This window comes from Rhodococcus artemisiae, assembly GCF_036327795.1.
Classification (GTDB): Bacteria; Actinomycetota; Actinomycetes; order Mycobacteriales; family Mycobacteriaceae; genus Rhodococcus; species Rhodococcus artemisiae.
The window spans coordinates 376,511-395,399 of record NZ_JAUTXY010000001.1 but is presented as its reverse complement, the minus strand read 5'-3'; the positions used below and the strand labels follow the sequence as shown (position 1 = coordinate 395,399).

The 18,889-nt window shown below is 66.5% G+C and carries 18 protein-coding genes; 17 read left to right on the top strand and 1 reads right to left on the bottom strand.

The genetic code is table 11. The features are described 5' to 3' along the window. The first annotated feature begins 2 nt into the window (after positions 1–2). The 17 genes from pgsA to Q7514_RS01885 all read left to right on the top strand — a co-directional run bounded on the left by pgsA (position 3) and on the right by Q7514_RS01885 (position 17,992). Positions 3–677: a phosphatidylinositol phosphate synthase gene (pgsA, locus tag Q7514_RS01965; RefSeq protein WP_330131583.1), complete on the top strand. Its 675-nt coding sequence runs from the start codon at positions 3–5 to the stop codon at positions 675–677. A 16-nt stretch (positions 678–693) separates the two neighbouring features. Then, positions 694–1,596, top strand: a complete 903-nt coding sequence (locus tag Q7514_RS01960) for a phosphatidylinositol mannoside acyltransferase (RefSeq protein ID WP_330131582.1) — start codon at positions 694–696, stop codon at positions 1,594–1,596. Further along, entirely contained in the window at positions 1,597–2,724 is a 1,128-nt protein-coding gene (locus Q7514_RS01955) for a glycosyltransferase family 4 protein (RefSeq protein ID WP_330131581.1), read from the top strand. After that, complete coding sequence (locus tag Q7514_RS01950; RefSeq protein WP_330131580.1) at positions 2,721–3,800, top strand: NUDIX hydrolase; 1,080 nt, start codon at positions 2,721–2,723, stop codon at positions 3,798–3,800. Before Q7514_RS01955 ends, Q7514_RS01950 begins: the two co-directional genes overlap by 4 nt. Positions 3,801–4,006: 206 nt before the next feature. Beyond that, positions 4,007–4,909: a pyridoxal 5'-phosphate synthase lyase subunit PdxS gene (pdxS, locus tag Q7514_RS01945; RefSeq protein WP_330131579.1), complete on the top strand. Its 903-nt coding sequence runs from the start codon at positions 4,007–4,009 to the stop codon at positions 4,907–4,909. A 68-nt stretch (positions 4,910–4,977) separates the two neighbouring features. Next, a complete protein-coding gene (locus tag Q7514_RS01940) occupies positions 4,978–5,808 on the top strand; it encodes an acyl-CoA thioesterase (RefSeq protein WP_330131578.1) in 831 nt (276 codons plus the stop codon). Positions 5,809–5,884: 76 nt separating this feature from the next. Beyond that, a complete protein-coding gene (gene pdxT / locus Q7514_RS01935; protein WP_330131986.1) occupies positions 5,885–6,502 on the top strand; it encodes a pyridoxal 5'-phosphate synthase glutaminase subunit PdxT in 618 nt (205 codons plus the stop codon). A 65-nt stretch (positions 6,503–6,567) separates the two neighbouring features. Continuing rightward, positions 6,568–7,320 carry a YebC/PmpR family DNA-binding transcriptional regulator gene (locus Q7514_RS01930; RefSeq protein WP_330131577.1) on the top strand — a complete coding sequence of 251 codons (753 nt, stop codon included), beginning with the start codon at positions 6,568–6,570 and terminating at the stop codon, positions 7,318–7,320. 135 nt (positions 7,321–7,455) lie between these two features. Then, complete coding sequence (gene ruvC, locus Q7514_RS01925) at positions 7,456–8,034, top strand: crossover junction endodeoxyribonuclease RuvC (protein ID WP_330131985.1); 579 nt, start codon at positions 7,456–7,458, stop codon at positions 8,032–8,034. Then, positions 8,031–8,630, top strand: coding sequence for a Holliday junction branch migration protein RuvA (gene ruvA / locus Q7514_RS01920; RefSeq protein ID WP_330131576.1), 600 nt, complete (start codon positions 8,031–8,033; stop codon positions 8,628–8,630). Before ruvC ends, ruvA begins: the two co-directional genes overlap by 4 nt. Next, positions 8,627–9,733, top strand: coding sequence for a Holliday junction branch migration DNA helicase RuvB (gene ruvB / locus Q7514_RS01915; RefSeq protein ID WP_330131575.1), 1,107 nt, complete (start codon positions 8,627–8,629; stop codon positions 9,731–9,733). Before ruvA ends, ruvB begins: the two co-directional genes overlap by 4 nt. Positions 9,734–9,890: 157 nt before the next feature. Next, positions 9,891–10,226, top strand: coding sequence for a preprotein translocase subunit YajC (gene yajC, locus Q7514_RS01910; protein ID WP_330131574.1), 336 nt, complete (start codon positions 9,891–9,893; stop codon positions 10,224–10,226). Positions 10,227–10,360: 134 nt separating this feature from the next. Then, the gene (secD, locus tag Q7514_RS01905) at positions 10,361–12,112 is read left to right on the top strand and encodes a protein translocase subunit SecD (RefSeq protein WP_330131573.1); all 1,752 of its coding nucleotides are present in this window, start codon (positions 10,361–10,363) and stop codon (positions 12,110–12,112) included. Continuing rightward, on the top strand, positions 12,109–13,314 hold the full coding sequence (secF, locus tag Q7514_RS01900) for a protein translocase subunit SecF (RefSeq protein WP_330131572.1): 1,206 nt from the start codon (positions 12,109–12,111) through the stop codon (positions 13,312–13,314). The genes secD and secF overlap by 4 nt, the downstream gene beginning before the upstream one ends. 1 nt (position 13,315) lies before the next feature. After that, positions 13,316–15,070 carry an ABC transporter substrate-binding protein gene (locus Q7514_RS01895; RefSeq protein WP_330131571.1) on the top strand — a complete coding sequence of 585 codons (1,755 nt, stop codon included), beginning with the start codon at positions 13,316–13,318 and terminating at the stop codon, positions 15,068–15,070. After that, the gene (locus tag Q7514_RS01890; RefSeq protein WP_408016014.1) at positions 15,067–15,624 is read left to right on the top strand and encodes an adenine phosphoribosyltransferase; all 558 of its coding nucleotides are present in this window, start codon (positions 15,067–15,069) and stop codon (positions 15,622–15,624) included. The genes Q7514_RS01895 and Q7514_RS01890 overlap by 4 nt, the downstream gene beginning before the upstream one ends. A gap of 55 nt (positions 15,625–15,679) precedes the next feature. Beyond that, positions 15,680–17,992: a RelA/SpoT family protein gene (locus Q7514_RS01885; protein ID WP_330131570.1), complete on the top strand. Its 2,313-nt coding sequence runs from the start codon at positions 15,680–15,682 to the stop codon at positions 17,990–17,992. 18 nt (positions 17,993–18,010) lie between these two features. Here Q7514_RS01885 and Q7514_RS01880 read toward each other — a convergent pair whose 3' ends face one another. Beyond that, complete coding sequence (locus Q7514_RS01880) at positions 18,011–18,829, bottom strand: peptidylprolyl isomerase (RefSeq protein ID WP_330131569.1); 819 nt, start codon at positions 18,827–18,829, stop codon at positions 18,011–18,013. Between the last annotated feature and the right edge of the window lie 60 nt (positions 18,830–18,889).

Below are 18,889 nucleotides of genomic sequence, written 5' to 3'. Positions count from 1 at the left end.
GAATGCTGAGCTTCTTCGGTCGCGCATCGGTATCGAAGGTGACCGCACCGCTCGGTCATGCCTTGAACCGCACCGGCCTGACCCCGGACGCCGTCACCATCATCGGTACTGTTGCCACGATCGCCGCTGCCCTCACGCTGTTCCCGGCCGGCCACCTGTTCGTCGGCACACTCGTCATCTGGCTGTTCGTGATGTTCGACATGCTCGATGGTGCAATGGCACGTGCCCGCGGCGGCGGAACACGTTTCGGCGCGGTCCTGGACGCCACGTGCGATCGAGTTGCAGACGGTGCGATCTTCGCAGGTCTCGCGTGGTGGGCGGTCTATCACGAGCAGAGCAGGCCGTTGGTGGTCGCGACGCTGATCTGCCTCGTGTCCTCGCAGGTGATCTCGTACGCGAAGGCTCGTGCCGAGGCGAGCGGCCTGTCGGCCGACGGCGGTCTCATCGAGCGCCCCGATCGTCTCGTGATCGTGCTCGTCGGCTCCGGCCTGACCGGTCTCGGTCTCGACTGGGCCATCCACATCGCGATGTGGATGCTCGCCGCGGGATCGGTCGTCACTGTGATCCAGCGGGTGTTCGCGGTGCGGAACTCGCCCGGCGCGCGTGAACTGCTGCCGATCACGCCGGCATCTGCCCCGACGCCCGAGACGGATACCGACAACGGGGAGCGGTCGTGAAGGGTGAGGGCAGAGCATGAATGCGGCCGAGCGACTCTCGGACCTCGGCTACGCAGCGGGATGGCGGCTGGTGCGACTGTTGCCGGAGCGTGTCGCGACGCGGTTGTTCGATGCGGGCGCCGACTTCGCTGCTCGCCGGGACGGCGGACCGAATCAACTGCGCCGCAATCTCGCCCGCGTGCTCGAGGTTTCTCCCGAACAGGTACCCGATGATCTGATCAGGGCTTCGGTCCGGTCGTATGCGCGTTATTGGCGCGAATCCTTCCGTCTTCCGTCGATGGACCTCGACGCCACCGCGGCAGCGATCGATTCGGCGGTCGAAGGCCGCGAACACATCGAGGCGGCGTTGGCTGCCGGACGTGGCGCGGTTCTGGCTCTGCCGCACAGCGGCAACTGGGACATGGCCGGCGTGTGGTGCGTCCGCACGTACGGCGGGTTGTCCACGGTGGCCGAGCGTCTGCGCCCCGAGTCGTTGTTCCGCCGTTTCGTCGAGTACCGGGAAGGCCTCGGATTCGAGGTGTTCCCGCTCTCGGGCGGTGAGAGCCCCCCGTTCGTCGAGCTGTCGGCGCGTCTGCGCGACAACAAGGTCGTCTGCCTGTTGGGGGAGCGCGATCTCGCGCGCAAGGGCGTGCCCGTGACGTTCATGGGAGAGCCCACGCGGATGCCTGCCGGACCCGCGAAACTGGCGATCGACACCGGCGCGGCGCTACTTCCCGTGCATTGCTGGTTCACCGATGACGGGTGGGGATTCCGGGTCCACCCGGAGGTCGATGTCAGCGGCGGTATCGGCAGCGCCACGCAGCAACTGGCCGACCGATTCGCCGCCGATATAGCGGCACACCCTGCAGACTGGCACATGTTGCAACCATTGTGGATGGACGACCTGTCCGACTCACGACGCGCCCGAATGGAGGAGTGAGTGAGGATCGGAATGGTGTGCCCGTACTCGTTCGATGTGCCGGGTGGTGTCCAGGCCCACGTCGTGGACCTCGCCGAGGTTCTCATCGCCCGCGGCCACGAGGTGAGCGTGCTCGCGCCCGCTTCTGAGCACACGGCGCTGCCCGACTTCGTCGTCTCCGCAGGTAGAGCAGTCGCGATCCCGTACAACGGATCGGTGGCCCGACTGAGCTTCGGGCCGGTCTCCTACGCTCGGGTGCGCCGCTGGATCAACGACAACAACTTCGACGTCCTCCACATCCACGAACCGAACGCACCGAGCCTGTCGATGCTCGCATTGAAGATCGCCGAGGGGCCGATCGTCGCGACGTTCCACACGTCGACGACGAAGTCGCTGGTACTGAGCACCTTCCAGGGGGTTCTGCAGCCGTTTCTCGAGAAGATCAGCGGTCGCATCGCCGTCTCCGAACTCGCCCGCCGTTGGCAGGTCACCTCCCTCGGAGCCGACGCCGTGGAAGTCCCGAACGGGGTCGACGTGCCGTTCTTCCGACACTCTCCGCTGCTCCCCGGTTATCCGCGGGAGGGCCGGACTGTGCTCTTTCTCGGCCGCTTCGACGAATCCCGCAAGGGCATGGACGTGCTCATCGGGGCTCTGCCCGCACTGGTGGCGCGATACCCGGACATCGAGATCCTGGTCGTGGGTCGCGGCGACGAGGACAGACTCCGAAAAGACGCCGGGCCCCACGCAGGTCACCTCCGATTCCTGGGACAGGTCGACGACGACGAGAAGGCCGCCGCGATGCGTGGCGCCGACGTGTACTGTGCACCGAACCTCGGCGGGGAAAGTTTCGGAATCGTGCTCGTCGAGGCAATGGCGGCCGGCACCGCCGTCGTCGCCTCCGAGCTCGATGCGTTCAGGCGAGTGCTGCGCGACGGCCGAGCAGGGGTGCTCGTCCCCATCGGTGACTCGAAGGCGCTCGCAGGCGGCATCCTGGAGGTCCTCGATGACGACGACCGTCGCGCAGCGTTGGTCGAGGCCGGATCCGAGGTCGTGGAGACCTACGATTGGCCGGTGGTGGCCGACCAGATCCTGCGGGTGTACGAGACGGTCACCGTCGGCGCCGGGCCGGTACGGGAGGTGCGGTCGTGACGCTCAGCGCTCTGACGATCTTCGTCCTGGCGTTGATCGCCGCCGTCGTCCTGTTGCTCGGCCTGTGGGCCTACGGGACAGCGAATCGCCTCGACCGGCTGCACGTGCGGTCGGACCTGTCTTGGCATGCGCTCGATGCTGCCCTCGCCCGTCGTGCCGTGGTGGTGCGGAGTATCGCGGCATCCACGTCCGCCTCGGACGGTCGTCGGTTGTCGGTGCTGGCCGACCGGGCGGAACGTGCGGACCGTGCACAGAGGGAGACGGCGGAGAACGAACTTTCCGTTGCACTGGCCGGTCTCGACGTCGAACGTCTGCGCCCGCAACTGGTCGCCGAACTGGCCGATGCCGAGGCCCGGGTTCTCATCGCCAGAAGATTCCACAACGACGCTGTGCGCGACACACTCGCGTTGCGCACTCGTCGCCCGGTGCGGTGGCTCCACCTCGGTGGCACTGCGCCGCTGCCGACCTATTTCGAGATCGCCGAACGCGAAGTCGACAAGGCAGTCGCTGTCGAGAGATACGAGACCGTCGACAATGCCGGTGTCGGCCCATCGCAGGCGCCGACACCGGATCGGGCCCGCACCTCGGCCCGGGTGGTGCTGTTGGACGACACCGGACGCGTACTCCTGCTTCGCGGTCACGATCCGGCCCGTCCGGAGGTGCGCTTCTGGTTCACCGTCGGTGGTGCCGTGGAACCGGGAGAGGACCTGCGTGTCGCAGCCGTTCGGGAACTCGCAGAGGAGACCGGGCACGTCGTCGCCGCCGCGCAGCTCGTCGGACCCGTGTGGCGACGAGTGGCCGTTTTCCCGTTCAACGGTGAGGTCCTCCATTCCGAAGAACTGTTCTTCGTTCTACAGACACCCGGATTCGAGCCGGGCCCGGAAGGGTTCACCGAGCTCGAACATCGAATGGGTCTCGAGTTCAGGTGGTTCGACACCGAAGGCCTCCGCGCACTCGTCGCCTCCGGAGAACCGCTGTACCCGCAGGACCTCCCGGAGCTGCTCGACGAGGCCAGGCGTATCGCCGGTACGCACGAGGAAACCGCGGCGAACACTCCGCTGCGTGCCATTCGCTGACCCTGAGAATCCCGACAGCGACCCGAGGAGGCCAGCGCATCGCGACTGGCTATGGGGAACCACCGGCTTGCGGTCATAGGCTCGGCGAGTCGCGATGCGCTTCTGCGCGACGTCCTTCCGTGCCGACGTCGTCGTGCCGGATTTTGCTGCGTCGGTTCGCTGCACCCGAGTTCTGCTGTGTCGAGTTTCTTCTGAGGAGTTCAGCTGTGAGTACCCCGGACACCACTGCCCCCACCGGTACCGCCCGCGTCAAGCGTGGCATGGCCGAAATGCTCAAGGGCGGTGTGATCATGGATGTGGTCACCCCCGACCAGGCCAAGATCGCCGAGGACGCGGGTGCGGTGGCGGTCATGGCACTCGAGCGCGTGCCCGCGGACATCCGCGCTCAGGGCGGAGTGTCCCGGATGAGCGACCCCGACATGATCGACGGGATCATCAGTGCGGTCTCCGTTCCGGTGATGGCCAAGGCCCGGATCGGACACTTCGTCGAGGCCCAGGTGTTGCAGGCCCTCGGGGTCGACTACATCGACGAGTCCGAGGTCCTCACGCCGGCCGACTACGAGAACCACATCGACAAGTTCGCATTCACGGTTCCGTTCGTGTGTGGCGCGACCAACCTCGGGGAAGCACTGCGGCGAATCAACGAAGGTGCGGCGATGATCCGCTCCAAGGGTGAGGCCGGCACCGGCGACGTCTCCAACGCCACGACTCACATGCGGCAGATCCGGCAGCAGCTCCGGCGGCTGAGTTCGCTTCCCGAGGACGAACTCTACGTCGCGGCGAAGGAACTACAGGCTCCTTACGATCTCGTGGTCGAGGTCGCGAAGGCAGGGAAGCTGCCGGTGACATTGTTCACGGCGGGCGGTATCGCCACCCCCGCGGATGCGGCAATGATGATGCAGCTCGGTGCGGAAGGCGTGTTCGTCGGTTCCGGGATCTTCAAGTCCGGCAACCCCGAACAGCGTGCCGCCGCAATCGTCAAGGCCACTACCTTCTACGACGACCCCGATGTGCTCGCGAAGGTGTCGCGTGGACTGGGCGAGGCCATGGTCGGCATCAACGTCGACGACATCCCGGTGCCGCACCGGCTTGCCGAGCGCGGATGGTAGCCGTCCCTGCCTTGTCCGGGTCGTCCGGCGGATAACCTACTTCCGGGTACAAGACGGAAAGGTCCCGCATGGCGAAGATCGAAGACATCCTCGAGCTCGAACGAATCGAAGAGAACATCTTCCGCGGTATCGCAACGGAGACGTTGCTGCCGCGGACGTTCGGCGGCCAGGTGGCGGGGCAGGCGCTGGTATCGGCAGTACGCACCGTGGTCCCGGAATTCCAGGTCCACTCTCTGCACGGCTATTTCCTCCGTCCGGGAGATCCGACGAGGGGCATTGTGTACCAGGTCGACCGGATCCGGGACGGGCGGTCATTCTGCACGCGCCGGGTCACCGCCGTACAGGGCGGCCGTGCGATCTTCACCATGTCGGCGTCTTTCCACGACGACGATCGGGGCCTCGAACATCAGGACGAGATGCCCACCGTGCCCGAGCCGGAGGAGCTCCCCGACGCGAAGACACTCGTCGAACAGGGGCGCGAAGAGTTCGCGTGGGCGTTGCACGAATGGTCGAACTGGGATTTCCGATTCGTGCCGCCTGAGCACATGGTTGCCGACCGCGGGGTGGCCGCGCATCAGCGGGTGTGGTTCCGCTCGCGTGCCACGCTTCCGGACGACCCGGTCTTCCACGTGTGCACCCTCGCCTACATGAGCGATATGACCCTGCTCGGCTCCGCACACGTCATCCACCCGGAAGAAAAGACCCAGGACGCGTCGCTCGACCACGCCATGTGGTTCCTGCGACCGTTCCGGGCCGACGACTGGTTGCTCTACGACCAGACGTCGCCCTCGGCTGGGTTCGGCCGTGCGTTGACCCAGGGCCGTATCTACGACAGCCGAGGAAACATGGTCGCCGCGGTCGTGCAGGAAGGACTCACGCGCTACCTGCGTGACTCCTGATCTGCCGACCTCGGTAGCGAGTTCGGCGGCCACCGACGACATGAGAGGAAGGCGGACCGCCGTGGCAACTTCGCTGCTGCACACAACTCCGACGATCGGGGTGCTCGCGCTCCAAGGCGACGTGCGGGAGCATAGGGCGGCGCTTGAAGCGGCGGGTGCGCGCACCGTCGCGCTGCGCCGCGACAGCGAACTCGACGCGGTCGACGGCATCGTGATTCCCGGTGGCGAATCGACGACGATGAGCAGGCTGCTCCGGGTGTTCGATCTGCTCGAACCACTGCGGGCGCGGCTGAAGGAGGGACTCCCTGCTTACGGCTCGTGCGCCGGGATGATCCTGCTTGCCACCGAGGTACTCGACACTCGGTCGGATGCCGAGCATCTCGACGCGCTCGACATCACCGTGAGGCGGAACGCCTTCGGTCGCCAGGTGGATTCGTTCGAGACCGACCTCGATATGAGTGGAGTCGACGGCGGTCCGGTGCGGGCGGTGTTCATCCGCGCGCCCTGGGTGGAGCGTGTCGGGTCCGGCATCGAGGTCCTCGCCCGGGTTCCCCAGGGTCCGGCCGAGGGGCGGGTCGTGGCGGTGCGGCAGGACGGGGTGTTCGCGACGTCCTTCCACCCAGAGGTGACAGGTGATCTGCGGGTCCATCGACTCTTCGTCGAGGCTGTGCGCTCGCACGCCGGGGCCCGGTAGGTAGACTCGACTCTCCGAACTGTCGGTTTCACCGACTTCACATCGCCGGAAGGGGCTCGAAGCGAATGAGCGGCCACTCCAAATGGGCCACCACCAAGCACAAGAAGGCGGCCATCGACGCCAAGCGCGGCAAGATGTTCGCGAAACTCATCAAGAACATCGAGGTGGCAGCTCGTACCGGTGGTGGTGACCCCAGCGGGAATCCGACCCTGTTCGACGCCATCCAGAAGGCGAAGAAGAGTTCGGTACCGAACGACAACATCGAACGCGCTCGCAAGCGTGGTGGGGGCGAAGAAGCCGGCGGCGCCGACTGGCAGAACATCACGTACGAGGGATACGGTCCGAACGGTGTAGCACTGCTCATCGAGTGCCTGACGGACAACCGCAATCGTGCTGCGGGCGAGGTGCGGACCGCGATGACACGGAACGGCGGCAACATGGCCGATCCGGGCTCTGTCGCCTATCTGTTCACCCGCAAGGGCGTCGTCACGCTCGAGAAGAACGGTCGGTCCGAGGACGACCTCCTGGAGATCGTCCTCGACGCCGGCGCCGAGGAGATCAACGACCTCGGAGACTCGTTCGAGATCGTGTCCGAGCCGACGGATCTCATTGGCGTGCGTACCGCGCTCATCGATGCGGGAATCGACTACGACGCGGCGGATCCCGACTTCCGTGCGTCGGTGGAAGTGCCCGTCGATGCGGAGGGCGCACGGAAGGTCATGAAGCTCATCGATGCGCTCGAAGACTGCGACGATGTGCAGGACGTCTACTCGAACGTCGACATCCCCGACGAGGTCCTCTCCGAACTCGACGCCTGACCCACCGCCGTGGCACCGGCCCTCGGGTCGGCGCCACGGCAGATCGGTGGCGCGGCGCGTGTCGTTCGGGCCGCAGTCGGAGTGTTCCGCTAGGGTCTCGAACAACTGTTCGTAGTGCGTGAAGGGGTGTGGCGGTTGCGTGTGATGGGTGTCGACCCCGGGCTGACACGATGTGGATTCGGGATGGTCGATACCGGTCGAGGCCGGGTCGTCGTGCCCGTTGCCGTCGATGTGATCCGCACGCCCACCGATCTCGACCTCGCCGGGCGGCTGCTGCTGATCTCCGATGCCGCCGAAGACTGGCTCGATCGCTACAAGCCGGATGTCGTCGCCGTCGAGCGCGTCTTCTCACAGAACAATGTCCGCACCGCGATGGGAACCGCGCAGGCCGGGGGCGTGGTCGCCCTGTCTGCCGCTCGACGTGGCATCCCGGTGATGTTCCACACCCCCAGCCAGGTCAAGTCCGCGGTCACCGGTAACGGCAGTGCCGACAAGAAGCAGATGACCGCGATGGTCACCCGCATTCTCGGGCTCGACACTCCACCGAAACCGGCCGACGCGGCGGACGCCTTGGCCCTGGCCATCTGTCACTGTTGGCGGGCGCCGATGCTGGCGAGGTTGGCAGCAGCGGAAGCTGCGGCAGAAGAACAGAAGCGACGGTACGAGCAACGGTTACGCGACCAGGTCGCGGCCCGGAAGGCAGGGACACGGTGATCGCCTCGGTGCGCGGAGAAGTCCTCGAGATTGCGCTCGACCACGTCGTCGTCGAATCCGGAGGAATCGGGTACCGCGTCAATGCCACGCCGGCCACCCTCGCGACATTGCGTCGTGGAGCCGAAACACGACTGGTGACGGCGATGATCGTCCGCGAGGACTCCATGACCCTCTACGGATTCGCCGATCCGGAGGCGCGCGACCTCTTCGGACTGCTGCAGACCGTGTCGGGTGTGGGCCCGCGCCTCGCGATGGCGACGCTCGCTGTCCTCGAGCCCACAGCGCTGCGCGCGGCTCTCGCGGAGGGGAACACGGCGGCGCTCACCCGGGTTCCCGGCATCGGCAAGCGCGGCGCCGAGCGCATGATCGTCGAACTGCGAGACAAAGTCGCCACATACGGAGTCGGTGAGGACTCGCCGACCCTGTCTGCGGTGTCCTCGCCGATCAGGGAGCAGGTCGTCGAGGCGCTCGTTGGCCTGGGCTTTCCGCTCAAGCAAGCGGAGCAGTCGACTGATGCGGTGTTGAACGCCGATCCCGCAGCCGGCACGTCCACCGCGTTGCGTGCGGCGCTGTCGGCCTTGGGTAAGTCACGATGACCGAGGACGACACTCCCGATCCTTTCGCCGACGAGTTCGCCGAGGAATCGGCGGTCACTGCGGAGTACACATCGTCCGACGGTGAGATCGAGGCGAGCCTGCGCCCGAAGAGCCTCGACGACTTCATCGGCCAACCCCGGGTTCGGGAACAGCTGCAACTGGTGCTGCGCGGTGCCAAGATGCGCGGCGGCACGCCCGACCACATCCTCCTGTCCGGTCCGCCCGGACTGGGGAAGACCTCGATGGCGATGATCATCGCGGGGGAACTCGGGTCCTCGCTCCGGCTGACGTCCGGGCCGGCACTCGAACGTGCCGGCGACCTCGCCGCAATGCTGTCGAATTTGGTGGAGGGTGATGTTCTCTTCATCGACGAGATCCACCGGATCGCCCGACCGGCAGAGGAGATGCTCTATCTGGCGATGGAGGACTTCCGCGTGGATGTCGTCGTCGGCAAGGGCCCGGGCGCCACGTCGATCCCACTCGAGGTCGCCCCGTTCACGCTGGTCGGCGCGACCACCCGTTCCGGTGCCCTGACCGGTCCGCTGCGCGACCGGTTCGGCTTCACCGCCCACATGGACTTCTACGACCCTCCCGAACTGCGGCGGATTCTTCAGCGTTCGGCCGGCATCCTCGGTATCGAACTGTACGAGGATGCGAGCGCGGAGATCGCCGGGCGCTCCCGCGGTACCCCGCGTATCGCGAACCGGCTGCTGCGGCGTGTCCGCGACTACGCCGATGTTCGCGCCGACGGCATCGTCACACGTGCGATCGCGCAGGCCGCCCTCGAGGTGTACGACGTGGACCCGATCGGGCTCGATCGGCTCGATCGCGCAGTGCTCGGCGCGCTCGTGCGTAGCTTCGGTGGCGGACCGGTGGGCGTGTCGACGCTTGCGGTCGCCGTGGGGGAGGAGCCGGCCACCGTCGAGGAGGTCTGCGAGCCGTTTCTCGTGCGTGCGGGCATGGTGGCGCGCACTCCGAGGGGGCGTGTCGCGACGCAGGCCGCATGGTTGCAGTTGGGGTTGACGCCCCCTCCGGACGCGGCAGCCGGTGGGATCGAGGTGCGTGCCCGCGAGCCGCAGGTCGATTTGTCTGCCGAGGAGTGAACGGGCCCTATCGCGGCAAACCGGACGGCGGGACATACCTTCGCATCCGAGGTAGTGGCACACTGGTCTATTGCGTCGGTCCACGGGGGCCGACAGAGCGTTGCTGTGGTGGATACCACCGCGACACCGGTTACGAACCCGAGGACTGACTTCAACGATGGAATTGCTCTTCCCGCTCCTGATTCTTGCACTGCTCGTGCCCACGTTCCTGGGAGTGCGTCGGCAGAAGAAGGAGATGCAGAAGGTCACTGCGCTCCAGGACTCCCTGCGCGTCGGCGACCGCGTGGTGACCACAGCGGGCCTGCACGCCACAGTCACAGAGCTGCGCGACGACACGGTTGATCTCGAGGTTGCCCCGGGTGTGGTCACAGTGTGGTCGCGCCTGGTCATCCGTGAGCGGATCGAGGAGCCGGCCTTGGCCGACGACCTCGACTCGGTTTCGCTGCGCAAGGACGACAACGCCACACCCGAGACGGGTCCGACCGAGCACTGAGGCGTACGCTCGGCCGTCTCGGCCGGCCGACACGTCCAGCGTGGTCGACACCGCGGTAGCCGGTGTCGATCCGCCGCGCCCTGCGCGGCCGTTTTCACCGACCCACTCACGCGTATCGAGGAGACTGACAGACCGTGGCACCTTCCAATGGATCGGTGCATCCCGCGCGCGCACTCACCCTGTTCGGGGTGATTCTCGTCGCGCTGTATGCACTGGTCTTCTTCACCGGGGACAAGTCGCCGGCTCCGAAACTCGGCATCGATCTGCAGGGCGGCACGCGGGTGACGCTGACAGCGCGCACACCTGACGGGAGCACGCCGAGCCGGGAGAGCCTGTCGCAGGCTCAGCAGATCATCGAGACCCGCGTCAACGGTCTCGGCGTGTCGGGCTCGGAAGTGGTCGTCGACGGCGACAACTTGGTGATCACCGTGCCCGGCGACGACAGTGCGCAGGCCAAGACGCTGGGCCAGACGGCCCGTCTGTACATTCGCCCCGTGATCGGTGGCCCGATCGACAGTTCCATGACGGCGGACCAGCTGACCGAACAGACGCCACCGGAGGGCACCGACCCGCTGGCACCGGAGGACACCGATCCGGCAGCACCTGCCCAGCCCGAGACTGCGGAGCAGCCCGCGAACGATGCTCCGGAACCGCAGGGCCGGCCGTTCCCCGCACAGGATCCCACCGACCCTCCCGTCGAACCGGGGACAGAGACAGCACCACCGACGGACGAGCCTGCCCCGGCTCCGGAGGATTCCGAGCCGCTCACCCAGCAGGAGCAGGCCGCGGTCGACATCGCTGCGGCAATGGCAACCCGCCAGAGCGACGACCCGATGGTGCAGCAGGAGGCCGCGCTGGCACTCGACTGTTCGGCCCCCGATCCGTTGGCGGGCAATGATGACCCCGCGCTGCCGCTGGTGGCGTGTTCGACCGATGGCACGGCAATCTATCTGCTCGGACCGAGCATCATCGACGGTCAGCAGATCGACGACGCGACCTCCGGTTTCAACAGCCAGCAGTCGCGCTACGAGGTGAGCCTGACGTTCGACAACGAGGGCAGCAACACCTGGGCGCAGTACACCGCCGCGAACATCGGTTCGCAGGCCGCGTTCGTGCTCGACTCCAAGGTGGTGAGCGCCCCGGTCATCCAGGGTGCGACGCCTGCGGGTAGCGCCACATCGATCACGGGCCAGTTCACCAATACTCAGGCGACCGAGCTGGCGAACACCCTCAAGTACGGTTCGCTCCCGTTGTCGTTCGTCGCGTCAGAGGCGCAGACGGTCTCTGCAACCCTGGGCTTCGCGTCACTCGAAGCAGGCCTGATCGCGGGCGCAGTCGGTCTGGTGCTGGTCCTGCTCTTCTGCCTGGTGTACTACCGGATGCTGGGTCTGCTCACCGCGTTGTCGCTGGTGCTCGCGGGTCTCGCCGTCTACGCCATCATGGTGCTGCTCGGGCGGTACATCGGGTACACCCTCGACCTCGCCGGTATTGCGGGTCTGATCATCGGTATCGGCATGACCGCTGATTCGTTCGTGGTCTTCTTCGAACGAATCAAGGACGAGATCCGTGAGGGGCGCAGTTTCCGGTCGGCGGTGCCGCGCGGGTGGGCTCGTGCCCGTCGCACCATCCTGTCAGGTAACGCGGTGAGCTTCATTGCAGCTGCGGTGCTGTACGTATTGGCGGTCGGTCAGGTGCGAGGCTTCGCATTCACTCTGGGCCTGACGACGATCCTCGACGTCGTCGTGGTCTTCCTGGTGACCTGGCCGCTTGTGCATCTTGCGTCCAGGTCGAAGACGTGGTCCAAGCCGAGCATGAACGGTCTCGGCGCGATTCAAGAGGTGGCGCGCGAGCGTCAGCTGGCTGCGGCTGCGGCGAAGGAGGCGTGACGGTGACCGACACGACGACAACGGCATCGACCGTCTCGAGAAAGGGCCGGCTTTCCGGCCTGTACACAGGCACGGGTGCGTTCGAGATCATCGGGCAGCGCAAGCGGTATTACCTGCTCACGGGTGCGATCGTCGCGGTCGCACTGCTGAGCATGCTCCTGCGCGGCTTCACGTGGGGTATCGATTTCGAAGGTGGCACCCGGATCCAGATGCCGGTGGTTGCCGAGGCGACCGCCACGGACGTCGAAACCGTGTTCGACGACGCGGTCGGATTCGCACCGGAATCGGTGCAGACCGTGGGCGCGGGCGCGGGCGCCACTTTCCAGATCCGGTCCGAGGCTCTCGACATCGGCCAGGTCGAATCGGTACAGACAGCGCTCTTCGACGAGTTCCAGCCGGTGGACGCCGAGGGGGAGCCCTCGCGCAACGCGATCAGCGTCGCCGACGTCAGCGAGACCTGGGGTGGGCAGATCACCCAGAAGGCGTTGATCGCACTCCTGGTGTTCCTGGTGATCGTCAGCGTCTACATCGGGGTGCGGTACGAGCGTGACATGGCGATCGCCGCGATCGCCGCGATGTTCTTCGACATCATCGTCACCGCCGGTATCTACTCCCTGGTCGGATTCGAGGTGACACCGGCGACAGTCATCGGCTTGCTCACGATCCTCGGATTCTCGTTGTACGACACGGTGGTCGTCTTCGACAAGGTCGAGGAGAACACGCGCGGAATCCTGCATCTGCACCGACGTACCTACGCGGAGCAGGCCAACCTCGCGGTCAACCAGACCCTCATGCGGTCGATCAACACCACGGTCATCTCGGTGCTCCCGGTGATTGCGCTCATGGTGATCGCCGTGTGGATGCTCGGCGTGGGAACACTCAAGGACCTCGCCCTCGTGCAGTTGGTGGGCATCGTGGTCGGTGCGTACTCGTCGGTGTTCTTCGCGAGTCCGCTCCTCGTTACGCTCAAGGAATGGCGCGGCCCGATCGCGAAGCACACTCGCAAGGTGCTTGCGAAGCGGGAAGAAGCAGCTGCGCGGGCGGAGAACGGCCGTGCGGCCGAGCTTGCACCGGTGGGGGTCGAGACCTCGTCGGCGGTGCCCACTGCGCGTCACGCTGCACCGCGCCCGCCGGCCGTGCCACAGAGGACGCCGAAACCCGGCGCCCGCCCGACCGGAAAGCGCGCCAAGAGAAGGTCCTGACATGGCTGCGAGTGAACGCAACGAGCGACGACCCCACACACGACGCAGCCGATTCTCCCGGCGGATGGTCGTGGTCGGCGCGGCGCTCGCCGCGGCCGCCGCGACCACCGTGGCCTGCAGCACGGAGGAAGAGCCACTGCCGTCGATCGGATACATGATCGACAACACAGTGACCGGGTACAACGCGAATACGGTCGACGGTGCCGCCTCGGGTGCGCCGCAGGCCCTGGCCAGGGTTCTGCCGGGTTTCGGGTATGTGGGCCCGGCCGGTCGCGTCATCGCCGATACCGACATCGGCACCGCGACTGCGGTCCCGGGTGAGCAGCTGACCGTCCAATATCGGCTGTCCCCGGGGAGCGTCTACTCCGATGGTGTGCCGATGTCGTGCGATGATCTCGTGCTCACCTGGGCCGCTGCGAGCGGCCGCTTCACGGAGTCCGACGAGTCGGGGGCCGAATCCAACCTCTTCGATGCGGCGCTACGCGGCGGATATGCCGACATCGAGCGCATCGACTGCGCACCGGGTTCGAAGGACGCAACCGTGGTGTTCCGGCCGGGTCGCGGTGACACCGACTGGAGGTCGCTGTTCGGTGCAACCGCGTTGATGCCGTCGCACGTCGCAGCGCGGGCATCCGGGGTCACCGACCTCGTCGGAGTTCTGACCGGCGACGACGCCGATGCGGTCCGGCCGATCGCCGAGTTCTGGAACACCGGATGGACATTGACGCCGGGTGCTCTGGACCCGACCCTGTTGCCGTCGTCGGGGCCGTACCGGATCGAGTCCTACACCGCGGAAGACGGTCTCGTCCTCGTGGCCAACGAGCGGTGGTGGGGCAACCCTCCGGGCACCGACCGGATCGTCGTGTGGCCACGCGGGACCGCAGCGCAGACCGCGGCAGAAGAAGGGCAAGTGCAGGTCGTCGACAGTGCCGACGGGGCACTCGGCCACACTTCGGCGCTCGGGGAGACGGTCGACGCGGCCACCGTGGTCTCGCGAAACCTCGAACAGCTGATCCTGGCGACGAACGGTGTCTTCGAGAACCCTGCGGCTCGTCGAGCCCTGGCGTCGTGCGTACCGCGGCAGCAACTGTTCGACGAACTCGGCGCCGCGACCGATGACGAGCGGTCGGGTCCGGTGGGGTCGCGATTGCTACCGATCGGCTCGCCGCTGTATCCACTCGTGTCCGGTCCGTCCGAGCGGTTCGACACAGCGGATCTCGATGTTGCGCGCACCGAACGTGAACGTTCGGGGCAGGAGCGGATTCAGGTGCGGATCGGATATACCGCACCCGACATGCGCCGCGCGCGCACGGTCGAATTGATCGCCCAGTCGTGCCGTGACGCGGGAATCGACGTCGTCGACGCGGGGTCCGAGACATTCCTGCCGTCACAGCTGGATTCGGGCGAGATCGACGCCGTCCTCAGCGGGACCGCCGGAGTGTCCGGAGCAGGTGGCCGGGCCGACATGGAAGACGCACGCAGTGCACTGAATTCCCGCGCGGGAAGCAACATCGGCGGCTACGCGAACGGGCGTATCGACGAGATCCTCGCCGGACTCCTGGTGGCCGGCGACAACGCGACGGTATTGGGGCTGGCGGAGGAAGGTGAGCGGATCCTGTGGGACGAGATGCCCACATTGCCGCTCTTCCTGCAGCCGCGCACGATCGGATTCGCCCCGAACATGCACTCGGCTGTCGCCAACCCGACGGCTGCAGGTGCGGGGTGGAACATGGATCGGTGGATACTTACGGGGTGAACGTTCTACGCACTGCCGATCCTGACCTGCTCCGAGCGGCCGCTGCTGCGGTGACGGCCCACACGCGTTGGGTCGACGATTTCCCGAGCCCCGGTGTTCGCTTTGCCGACCTCACGCCGGTGTTCGCCCACGGCCCGGCGTACTCGGCAGTCGTCGCGGCGCTGGCCTCGGCTGCGACGGATGCCGAGCTCGTCGCCGGGATCGATGCCCGTGGATTCCTGCTCGGCGGCGGAATGGCGCGTGAGCTCGGTGTGGGCGTGCTCGCGGTGCGCAAAGCGGGCAAGCTACCGCCGCCGGTGCAGAAGTGCGAGTACTCGCTCGAGTACGGCACAGCAGCCATCGAGATCCCCGACGAGTCGCCGTCGCTGCGTGGGCGCAGGGTGCTCGTGGTGGATGATGTGCTCGCCACCGGCGGGACCCTGCGCGCCACCCTCGAACTGCTCGAACGGGTCGGGGCGGACATCGTGGGGGTCACGGTGGTGACCGAGCTCGAAGCGCTCGGCGGGCGCGCACGGCTGGAAAGCTACCCGCTGACGTCGCTCGTGCGTCTCTGAGGATTACAGTTGGCGGGAAGCCGGTGTGCCGGAGCCAGCGATGGGAGGAGCGGGGATGACCCAGAATCTTGACAAGTCCCAGAGCACTGGTGCGGCACCGGCACCGACACCCGCGTCGAGTTCGGCGTCGCGGCGCGTGCGGGCCCGGCTCGCACGCCGGATCACCGGGCAGCGCGGCGCCACCGTCAAACCGGTGCTCGAACCGCTGGTGACGATTCACCGGGAGCTGTATCCCAAGGCCGACCTGTCACAGCTGCAACGGGCCTACGACGTCGCGGAAGAACGGCACGCGAGTCAGCGTCGCAAGTCCGGCGATCCATACATCACTCATCCACTGGCTGTCGCGACGATCCTCGCTGAACTCGGCATGGACACGACGACGTTGATCGCGGCGTTGCTACACGACACGGTCGAAGACACCGGGTACAGCCTCGAACAGCTCACCTCGGAGTTCGGTGAGGAGGTCGCGCACCTCGTCGACGGTGTCACCAAGCTCGACAAGGTGGTGCTCGGCAACGCCGCGGAGGCCGAGACCATCCGCAAGATGATCATCGCGATGGCCCGCGATCCTCGGGTGCTGGTGATCAAGGTGGCCGACCGCTTGCACAACATGCGCACGATGCGCTTCCTGCCGCCCGAGAAGCAGGCACGCAAGGCCCGCGAGACCCTCGAGGTCATCGCGCCGCTCGCCCACCGGCTCGGGATGGCGACCGTCAAGTGGGAACTCGAGGACCTCTCGTTCGCGATCCTGCATCCGAAGAAGTACGAGGAGATCGTGCGACTGGTCGCGAACCGTGCCCCGTCCCGCGACACGTACCTGGCCAAGGTCCGCGACGAGATCGGTTCGTCGCTCGCTGCCTCCCGAATCGACGCGACCGTCGAGGGGCGCCCCAAGCACTACTGGTCGATCTACCAGAAGATGATCGTCAAAGGCCGCGACTTCGACGACATCCACGACCTGGTGGGAATGCGGATCCTGTGCAACGAGGTCCGCGATTGTTACGCGGCTGTCGGCGTCGTGCATTCCCTGTGGCAACCCATGGCGGGGCGGTTCAAGGACTACATCGCGCAGCCGCGGTACGGCGTGTATCAGTCGCTGCACACCACGGTCATCGGTCCCGAGGGCAAGCCGCTCGAGGTGCAGATCCGGACCCGCGACATGCACCGGACCGCCGAGTTCGGCATCGCCGCGCACTGGCGGTACAAGGAGACCAAGGGTCGGCACTCGGGTGATGTCGCCGAGGTCGACGACATGGCCTGGATGCGTCAACTCCTCGACTGGCAGCGTGAAGCGGCCGATCCGGGGGAGTTCCTCGAATCACTGCGTTACGACCTCGCAGTCAAGGAGATCTTCGTGTTCACCCCGAAAGGGGAAGTGATCACGCTGCCGTCGGGATCGACGCCGGTGGACTTCGCGTACGCGGTACACACCGAGGTCGGGCATCGATGTATCGGTGCTCGGGTCAACGGGCGGCTCGTCGCTCTCGAGCGCAAGCTGGAGAACGGCGAAGTCGTCGAGGTGTTCACGTCGAAGGACCCGAATGCCGGACCGAGCCGCGACTGGCAGACCTTCGTGGTGTCGCCCCGCGCGAAGGCGAAGATCCGGCAGTGGTTCGCGAAGGAACGCCGTGAAGAGGCGCTCGAGGCGGGCAAGGACGCGATCGCGAAGGAAGTCCGCCGGGTCGGGTTACCCTTGCAGCGGTTGATGAACGCGGACCTGATGGTCGCCGTCGCCAAGGAATTGCACTACGCCGATGTGTCGGCGCTCTACACCGCAGTCGGTGAGCATCATGTGTCGGCCCAGCACGCCGTGCAGCGACTCGTGGCGTTGCTCGGCGGTGTCGGCGGCGTCGAAGAAGAGCTCGCCGAACGGTCCACACCGTCCACGATTCCCACCCGGTCGCGGCAGAGCGGCGACTCCGGCATCCTCGTTCCGGGCGCACCGGGCACCGTGTCGAAGCTGGCGAAGTGCTGCACTCCGGTCCCGGGTGACGAGATCATGGGATTCGTGACGCGCACAGGATCGGTGAGTGTGCACCGCACGGACTGCACGAATGCGGGTTCCCTGCGTGAGCAGTCGGAACGGATCATCGAGGTCGAGTGGGCGCCGTCGCCGTCGTCGGTGTTCCTCGTCGCGATCCAGATCGAGGCACTCGATCGGCACCGATTGCTCTCGGACGTGACGAAGGCGTTGGCCGACGAGAAGGTCAACATCCTGTCCGCATCCGTCACCACCACCGGCGACCGGGTCGCGGTGAGCCGCTTCACTTTCGAAATGGGTGATCCGAAGCATCTCGGGCACGTGCTGAACGTGGTCCGCAACGTGGAGGGTGTGTACGACGTCTACCGCGTGACATCGGCGGCGTAGCATCGGCCGACCGAGCGGTCACCTCACCGATGTGATCGTCACAGGGGTATTCGGCACGCCGCCGCCCAGAACCGAGCTGGCGTCGTGCCCTGTCGCCGCGGCGGCATCGAGAAGTGCCAGTGACTCGTCGGTGATGCGACCGAAGGCGGTGTAATCGGGGCGTAGCAGCGTGTCGCCGGTGACTAGGAAGAACTGACTCCCGTTCGTGTCGGATCTGCCGCTGTCCGCGAGGGCTACGGTCCCGCGCGGGTAGGCGACTATGTCCGGAGGCCTTCCCGTCGCGGTCTGTGCTGTCAACTGCAGCACGGGATACTCGTCGGGGAAGGTGTAGCCGGGGCCTCCGGTGCCGGTCCCGGTCGGATCCCCGCACTGGTAGTACTGCTGACCGATTTCGTCCGAGAGTCGATGGCATGACGTGCCACTGTAGAAGCCCTGTTGCGCGAGGCTGACGAAACTGTTGACCGTGCAGGGGGCATGGGCTCTGTCGAGGACGAGATCGATACGGCCGATCGACGTCTCGAACGCCACTTCCATGGTGCCGGTCGTCGACGCGGACGTCGAGGGAAGTGTCGCGGTCCGTGCGGCCGATCCCGACGTCGTGTACGAGCAGGAGACGGTGGGGGTGTCCAGCGGCGGCACGTCGGGGAGTCGGGGGTAACGCGATACGGATTCGCTGGTCAGTGCGTGGCTGGGGGCCTGGGTTGTGGTGGTGGCAGGTGGGGGAGTCGAGGCCTCGCCGCTGGAGCAGCCGGCCGTCAGTGCTGCACCGAGGAGCACGCCTGCTGCGGTGGCGAGGCCGCGCAATCCGGACGAGCCGGTCGATGTAGGAGATATCACAGAGTCGGAAGCGTAGCGGACCGAATCACGATTTGGTAGAGGTGTTGTCACTCTTCCGTA

Coding starts and splice junctions, on each gene's coding strand:
- pgsA (WP_330131583.1), top strand. CDS start 3: ATGCTGAGCTTCTTCGGTCGCGCATCGGTATCGAAGGTGACCGCACCG.
- Q7514_RS01960 (WP_330131582.1), top strand. CDS start 694: ATGAATGCGGCCGAGCGACTCTCGGACCTCGGCTACGCAGCGGGATGG.
- Q7514_RS01940 (WP_330131578.1), top strand. CDS start 4,978: ATGGCGAAGATCGAAGACATCCTCGAGCTCGAACGAATCGAAGAGAAC.
- Q7514_RS01930 (WP_330131577.1), top strand. CDS start 6,568: ATGAGCGGCCACTCCAAATGGGCCACCACCAAGCACAAGAAGGCGGCC.
- ruvB (WP_330131575.1), top strand. CDS start 8,627: ATGACCGAGGACGACACTCCCGATCCTTTCGCCGACGAGTTCGCCGAG.
- yajC (WP_330131574.1), top strand. CDS start 9,891: ATGGAATTGCTCTTCCCGCTCCTGATTCTTGCACTGCTCGTGCCCACG.
- Q7514_RS01895 (WP_330131571.1), top strand. CDS start 13,316: ATGGCTGCGAGTGAACGCAACGAGCGACGACCCCACACACGACGCAGC.
- Q7514_RS01885 (WP_330131570.1), top strand. CDS start 15,680: ATGACCCAGAATCTTGACAAGTCCCAGAGCACTGGTGCGGCACCGGCA.